General features: G+C 55.5%; 7 protein-coding genes and 1 pseudogene. 1 reads left to right on the forward strand and 7 read right to left on the reverse strand.

The annotated features are described in order from the left end of the window. Window positions 1-245: 245 nt before the first annotated feature. From VAE55_RS12045 to lspA (VAE55_RS12075), 7 genes are all read right to left on the reverse strand, one after another. Window positions 246-650 carry a PPOX class F420-dependent oxidoreductase gene (locus VAE55_RS12045; RefSeq protein ID WP_322816027.1) on the reverse strand — a complete coding sequence of 135 codons (405 nt, stop codon included), beginning with the start codon at window positions 648-650 and terminating at the stop codon, window positions 246-248. Window positions 651-698: 48 nt separating this feature from the next. After that, the gene (gene rsmA / locus VAE55_RS12050; RefSeq protein WP_322816028.1) at window positions 699-1,571 is read right to left on the reverse strand and encodes a 16S rRNA (adenine(1518)-N(6)/adenine(1519)-N(6))-dimethyltransferase RsmA; all 873 of its coding nucleotides are present in this window, start codon (window positions 1,569-1,571) and stop codon (window positions 699-701) included. Next, window positions 1,568-3,361, reverse strand: coding sequence for a GAF domain-containing sensor histidine kinase (locus tag VAE55_RS12055; RefSeq protein ID WP_322816029.1), 1,794 nt, complete (start codon window positions 3,359-3,361; stop codon window positions 1,568-1,570). Before VAE55_RS12055 ends, rsmA begins: the two co-directional genes overlap by 4 nt. Before the next feature lie 61 nt (window positions 3,362-3,422). Further along, entirely contained in the window at window positions 3,423-4,352 is a 930-nt protein-coding gene (gene mdh, locus VAE55_RS12060; RefSeq protein ID WP_012660558.1) for a malate dehydrogenase, read from the reverse strand. 87 nt (window positions 4,353-4,439) lie between these two features. Beyond that, on the reverse strand, window positions 4,440-5,390 hold the full coding sequence (locus tag VAE55_RS12065) for an RluA family pseudouridine synthase (RefSeq protein WP_322816030.1): 951 nt from the start codon (window positions 5,388-5,390) through the stop codon (window positions 4,440-4,442). Continuing rightward, window positions 5,387-5,971, reverse strand: coding sequence for a signal peptidase II (gene lspA, locus VAE55_RS12070; protein WP_322816031.1), 585 nt, complete (start codon window positions 5,969-5,971; stop codon window positions 5,387-5,389). Before lspA (VAE55_RS12070) ends, VAE55_RS12065 begins: the two co-directional genes overlap by 4 nt. Further along, window positions 5,968-6,477, reverse strand: coding sequence for a signal peptidase II (gene lspA, locus VAE55_RS12075; protein ID WP_322816032.1), 510 nt, complete (start codon window positions 6,475-6,477; stop codon window positions 5,968-5,970). Before lspA (VAE55_RS12075) ends, lspA (VAE55_RS12070) begins: the two co-directional genes overlap by 4 nt. A gap of 215 nt (window positions 6,478-6,692) precedes the next feature. Here lspA (VAE55_RS12075) and VAE55_RS12080 point away from each other — a divergent pair. Next, window positions 6,693-6,932: pseudogene (locus tag VAE55_RS12080) on the forward strand (hypothetical protein); the annotation flags it as partial.

The following is a 6,932-nucleotide window of genomic DNA, read 5'->3' on the forward strand; positions in this document are numbered from 1 at the left end:
AGCACGGCTGGAGCGACGCACTGCCATCGGGTCAGTCGCTCAAAACAACACCCATAGCGATCATACCCGATGATATGCACGTGGTTAACACCAGTTGTGGGTAATGCATAGCGCACTGCGGGAGAGGTGCCAGGGGTGAGGGCATGCTCCCGCCCCCAGCGGGGGCGGGTCGGGGTGGGGGACTCTTCGTACAGCTTCTGATCTGAGGCGAGCAAACCATCTCACAACAGAACCGAAGCGTGCTTTTATTCAACCACCGTATCTGCCAGCGGCGCGATCTCGATCCAGGCCCGTTCAACCCCTCGTATGTTCATAAAGAAATCAAACATCGCCTTCATCAGACCGTATTTATCATCAAGCGCATCCCGGGCGATGCGAGCCTCGTCGGGAGGCAGGATGCGTGCCCGTGCCGGCACGGTTGGGCCGAGCGGCTTCCCGGCCCGGTCGGACGGGCCAATCTCGACCTGGGGGTTGTTACGGATGCGTTTGACCTTGCCCGCACTGGCGGTCGTCATCACATAGATTTTGCCGTTCCGTTCCGCAAACCAGACCGGCGTCACCACCGGCTGGCCGTTTTTACGGAACGTGATTAAATTTGCGTACTCGTGCCGGTAAAGGTTTGCGAAATATGGTACTGTCTGCTCAGCCACACGTGCCTCCGCTGCTGTTGTCACGATCAAAAAGGTCTCTCTTTATAACTATACCCCCGATTCGGACAACACAGCGAGCAATTTTACCCATTCCGCCAGGTTTACCGTTTCGGCACGGCGTTGCGGATCGATACCGGCAGCCTGAAGTGCCTGCACAACGTGTTCACGACTAACCGTTACCCCAAGTGCGGCCAGACCACCAGGCAAGGCATTCCCTAACTGCTTGCGGGCATGAAGGAACCCGGCTTTGATCAGCCGGAACAGCGCATTCACATCGTCTACTGCCACCGCCAGTTGCGGACGGCGAACGAGGCGCAGGATTGCCGAGTCGACCGCCGGTGCCGGGAAAAAACTGGCAGCCGGAACGCGGGCCACAATCGTCGGTTCGGCGTACAGTTGCACCGCGTGCGCCAGGACGCTGTAATCGCCGGGGCCGGCGCAGATACGTTCGGCAACCTCCCACTGCACTAGCAAGACGCTCAGGTCGGGTGGGGCGGTCGCCTCAAGAAAATGGCGCAGCAGTGGAGCGGTGATGGCGTATGGGATATTCGCAACTAGTTTGTACGGTGGCGTAGCAGCAGCCCGCGTCAGCAGATCGGAAGGCGCAACCTTCAAAACATCACCCTGGATCAAATAGAGATGAGACTGTTCACGGAACTCGGCGGCCAGCCGGTCGGCAAGCCGGCGATCCAGTTCAACACAGATCACCCGCCCGGCACGCTGCACCAGCTCCCACGTCAACACACCGAGACCCGGCCCGACTTCAACGACAGTATCAGAAGCGTGGAGTTTCGCTTCATCCACAATCGTTGCCAGTACCTGACCATCAAGGAGAAAATTCTGCCCCATGCCACGGGTCGGGCGCAGATTGAGCGCCCGCAGGGCAGCACGAATACGTTGCGGATTTAGGTATGGATTCACGACTCAATCGGAACAAAAATGGTGATCTTCGTACCTTTACCAGGTGTCGAATCAATTTCAGCCCGGCCACCCACCAGACGGGCACGCTCATCAATATTCAGCAAGCCAAAGCTGCCGCGCCGCTCATACGATTTAAGCACCGCTGCCTTGTCAAAACCAACCCCATCATCTTGAATCACAACCTCAAGCATTTGATCGTTCAAGCGCCGTAAGCGAACCCAAATATGGTTTGCTTTCGCATGTTTGATGGCATTGGTTACCGATTCCTGGATCACATTAAAGAGCGCACCTTCAACTTTTGAACCGAGGCGAATCTGGTCAATATCGGTTCCTTCAAGCACAATTGCCGTATTACCGGCTTTGGCCCGCAAGCGGTCGAGATATTGTTCGAGGGTAACTTTCAAGCCCTGCGTTTCCAGCATCAACGGACGCAATTCAAACAGCATCGTGCGCACCTCGTAATTGGTACGCTTGGCAATACTGCTCAGCTCATCGAGTTCAACCAGCGCTTGCGCCGGGTCACGTTCAAGCAGCCGCTTGATAAGCTCAGCTTTCATCGTAATCACTGCCATGGCTTGGGCCGGGCCATCATGCAGATCACGGGCCAGTTGATGGCGAACCTCTTCTTCCCGCGAGAGCAACTTTTCGCGTTCTTCTTTCAGATCATAGATGAGCTGCGCGTTATGCAAAGCCACAATCGCATAATTGGCCAGCGCCATCAACATCTCGATCTGGTCGGTACCGAGAACCTGCTCGGTCGCCACGACAAACAATCCATACACCCGCATACCGGCCTGCAACGGCAGCAAGGCAGCCGCTTTACAGGTGCGCAGCGATGCAAGCTGTTGCAACGAGGGAAATTGCGCAAATGATGTAATAACTTGAGCGGTACTGGAACGGAGGGCCGCAGCCAGACCGGTATCCATTTTTAACGACCGATTCAAGTCGCCTGGAGCCAGATTTGAACCGAAAGCGACATACAATTCATTTGGCTGACCCGAAGAAAGCAGAACGATCCCGGCCCGGTACAGCACAATTTTCTGACTCTCTTGCAGCAGGGTATCCAACACCTGTCGATAATCGGCAGTGCTGCCCAGCGTCAACGCCACCCGGTACAACGAACGCATCTGATCGCGATAGGCACGGGCTTCGCTGAGCGCCTGCTCAGCCTCGCGTTGAGCCTGAGTCACCCGTCCCCGATTGACTTCGCTCTGCCGCTCCACCAGATTGCCGGTCACCCATGGCACAATTGCCAGCGTCGATCCGCGCAGGGCCAACGCAACGTAGTCGAGTAACGTCATCAACGCTTCTGGAGCGATCAGCCGCCGCCACGCGACGAAGGCAGCAATGTATGCCACCGCAGCTAATGAGCCAGAAAGGAGGCTTACCAAGAGCGACTGACGGATCGCAGCATAGGTAAGCGGTACCAGGTACAGGGGGAAAAAGATGACGATCCGCTCGCCACCGAAAAAGGTCATTAGCGAAATGAATGCAATATCAAACAGGTATGAAATACTCACCAGACCGGCGGCAAACGGTAAAAAGGCCAGGACGGTGAAAACCAGCGCGAAGCCGACGTACAACCAGAAAATGCTCTCTAACGTGCCAATCTCCTCCGTAATTGGCCACAAACCGCCATTGGTCAGAAATTGGGTTACGACGCCGAGCAATATAATCAACACCCAGCGGGCAGCAGCATAGAAACGCTCACCACCCAGCGGACTCCAGGCAGACAATGATCGTTGCGATGACGAAGAAGCAGCGGTTGATGATTTTGCCGGACTGGTCATACTCGTTACCCGCAGTAAACAGAGCGACGGCGCCCTGATGACGCCCGTCGCTCCGGTATGTTTAGAGAGACTTCAGCGTGTCGAGGGTGGCACGTACCGCTTTCGCCGATGCGTTCAGCAGTGCCATCTCCTCTTCGTTGAGCGGCAATTCGAGAATTTTCTCTACTCCACCGGCGCCGAGAATCACCGGTACACCAAAGTAAATATCATTCAGGCCGTACTGACCGGTCAGGTAGGCTGCCACCGGCATGACCCGCTTCTTGTCTTTGAGCACCGCTTCGACCATCTGCGCCGTGGCGGCGGCGGGAGCATAATACGCACTGCCGGTCTTCAGCAGATTCACAATCTCGCCACCACCCTTCCGGGTGCGCTCAACAATCTGAGCCAGTCGATCAGGCGCAATGAACTCGCTCACCGGAATACCGCTAATGGTCGAAAACCGGGGCAGCGGTACCATCTCATCGCCGTGACCACCCATCAGCATCGCCTGAACATCTTCAACTGAAACCCCCGCCTCCATGGCAATGAAGGTGCGATAGCGGGCCGCATCGAGGACGCCGGCCTGACCAATGACACGCTCTTTGGGGAAGCCACTGACCTCCGCCGCTAGATAGGTCATCGCATCCAGAGGATTATTAACCATGATAATCACGGCATTCGGCGAGAGCGGGGCAGCCTGACTGATACAGGCACGGGTGATGTCGGCATTGACCTTGATCAAATCCTCACGGCTCATGCCCGGCTTGCGCGGAGCACCGGACGTAACAACGATGACATCCGAGTTGGCAGTATCGGCGTAGTTGTTCGTGCCGGTCACCCGAACATCAAACCCTTCAATTGGTGATGCCTCATAAAGATCGAGTGCCTTTCCTTGAGGCACACCCTCGACAATATCAAGGAGCACGATGTCACCCAATTCTTTAGCGGCTAGCCAGTGAGCTGTCGTCGAACCGACAAATCCTGCCCCGATAATACTAATCTTCTTGCGCATAACTATCTCCTCCTCTAAGCGACGCCAGCTATGGAATGCGACAAACGGTGTCGTACACATCCCTGCGCATTGTAGCATATTGCAGTCTCAATGGTACGATGCCCGATCCTGTAACTGGCGCAGTACTGTCTGTAAGTCAGCGGGTAGAGGCGCTGTGAACTCTTGCCATTGACCACTGCGCGGGTGAACCAGGCCCAGGTAAGCGGCATGCAAAAACTGACGCGATAGGTGAAGGTGTGAACGGCGTGGCCCATACACCGGATCGCCGACAATCGGATAGCCCAGATAGCGTAGATGCACCCGAATTTGATGCGTACGTCCGGTCTCCAGTTGCACTTCAAGCAGACTGTAATCGCCGAACGCGGCCAGCAGGCGGTAATGAGTACGCGCCGGGCGACCATCGGGTACAACCGCCATACGGAGCCGGTCACGCGGATCACGGCCAATCGGCGCATCAATCGTACCGGTCTCTGGTGGTCGGCCAATCACCAACGCCTGGTAGATTTTGCGCATCCGACGGGCCTGCTGTTGATCGACTAACGAGCGCAGGGCCTGATCGTGGCGGGCAATCACCAAAAGCCCTGATGTATCACGGTCAAGGCGATGAACAATACCCGGACGTAGCTCACCGCCAATCGCCAGATCGGGATACCGTGCCAAGAGTGCATTGACCAGCGTACCTCGTGGATGGCCGGGTGCCGGATGCACGACCATTCCTGCCGGTTTGTTGATCACAGCAATATCACTATCTTCATACACAACATCAAGCGGTATTGGTTCGGCAACAAGTTCAGTAGGTATCGGTGGCGGGATGGTAAGCTGAATGACCGCGCCAGGACGCACCAATTGACTGGCTCGTGGTGAACGACCATCGTAGAGCACAAAGCCCTGTTCAATCAGACGTTGCACTTGTGCCCGCGAAAGCTCGGGCATGGCACCGGCAAGAAAACGGTCAATACGCTCAGCGGTCTGAGTTGGAGGTACAACCACCACCCAATCCTCCGCTGCAAGCAATTCAATCTCACCTTCGTCACTCATGATAGCGACTCCGGACCGGAAGTGCGCACATCGGTTGCTGCAGGGGTCGAGGGATCATGACTCAACAACTCATAGAGGAGTTCATCGTCAATCGGTTCTGGTTCGGTTGGAGCTGGCTCTTCACCGATAAAGATAATATGAAAAGCCAATGCTGCGACCCCGATAGTAATTGCGCTGTCGGCAAGATTGAAGACCGGCCACCAGCCAAATTGAATAAAATCGACTACGTATCCCTGGCGAATCCGATCTACCAGATTGGACAAACCACCACCAAAGATCATACCGACCGATACCGTTATCCAACGCGAATCGGCAGGGAGCATATACTGGTAGGTGAGCGCCAACAACAAGAGAACCAGGCTGGCACCGACCGAGAGAAACCCTCCCTGATCGGGAAACAGTCCAAAAGCGACACCGGTATTTTCGTGATACGCCAGTTGCACCCAATCAAACAGCAAGGGAATAGGCCGGTTGTAGCGCAAGAGCATATCACTGAGCCAGGACTTACTCAACTGATCGATCACAAAAACCGGTATCGCCACTAGTACCAGTAGCATCCAGCGCGAGCGTAGTATCATCATTGTGACATCATCGCCTGTCGAACTCGGCGCAATGCAATCTCATCGAGTGCATACTGCAACATCAAGATAGCTGCCCCCACCGTGATCGCACTATCGGCAAGATTGAAGATCGGAAACCAGCCAACTTGAATAAAATCAACCACGTAGCCAAGCTGGATACGATCAATGACATTTCCCAATGCACCACCGAGAATGAGACCTATCGCGATCTGGATCAATCGCCGTCGGTTTGGTAATTGAGTGATGTAGAGGTAGATAGCACCGATAATAATGACCAGAGCAACGATGGTCAAAATATCCGACTTGCCTTGAAACAGGCTGAACGCAATCCCGGTATTATGCGAATAGGCCAACCGGATGTCTTCACCAATCAACGGAATAAATTTCGTCATTGGTTCAGGGCCAAGAGTTGCAACGATCCAGCGTTTTGACGCCTGATCCAGCACAACGGCAATGATTGCAACCAGTATGGGTGTTATCCAGCGGGCCTGCACCAGTGATTTCACGCAATAACCTCCTCGTGTACGTTGCTTAGCTACTGTTTATTATAACGTAGTAGCTTAGAAACGGGGCGTGAAGACACAGGGCATGTGACAACCGCTGTCCCCCGGGCGCACGAGCCGCCGACTCGCCAAAGCGTCAACACCCGCCTCCAGCGGGCTATGCATTACTCGTAACGCGAATACTGCATTGCCCGCGTGCCGGAGCGGGTCGGGGCGTGATGACGGGCGTGCTCCCCAGCCGGGAGCTGGGAGTGCGCACCTCCGGTGCGCATGGTGTCGGTACCAGTGCTGAAGGGAGAAGCCAGGCGCAAGCTCTCGCCCCTGGCGGCATTCACGGACGGCCAGGACAGATGATCGAACCCAACGCCTACCCTATCAGGAAGCCCTGGATCAAACGTCTGCCCTCCCCTCTCCAGCCCCTGCTATGCATTACCCACAACTGGTGTCAACCACGTGCG

The organism is Chloroflexus sp. (genome assembly GCF_034432675.1).
Lineage (GTDB): Bacteria > Chloroflexota > Chloroflexia > Chloroflexales > Chloroflexaceae > Chloroflexus.

Bases quoted from the DNA above. Each gene is read 5' to 3' on its own strand.
- VAE55_RS12055 (WP_322816029.1), bottom strand. From the start codon at position 3,361: ATGACCAGTCCGGCAAAATCATCAACCGCTGCTTCTTCGTCATCGCAA.
- mdh (WP_012660558.1), bottom strand. From the start codon at position 4,352: ATGCGCAAGAAGATTAGTATTATCGGGGCAGGATTTGTCGGTTCGACG.
- VAE55_RS12065 (WP_322816030.1), bottom strand. From the start codon at position 5,390: ATGAGTGACGAAGGTGAGATTGAATTGCTTGCAGCGGAGGATTGGGTG.
- lspA (WP_322816031.1), bottom strand. From the start codon at position 5,971: ATGATGATACTACGCTCGCGCTGGATGCTACTGGTACTAGTGGCGATA.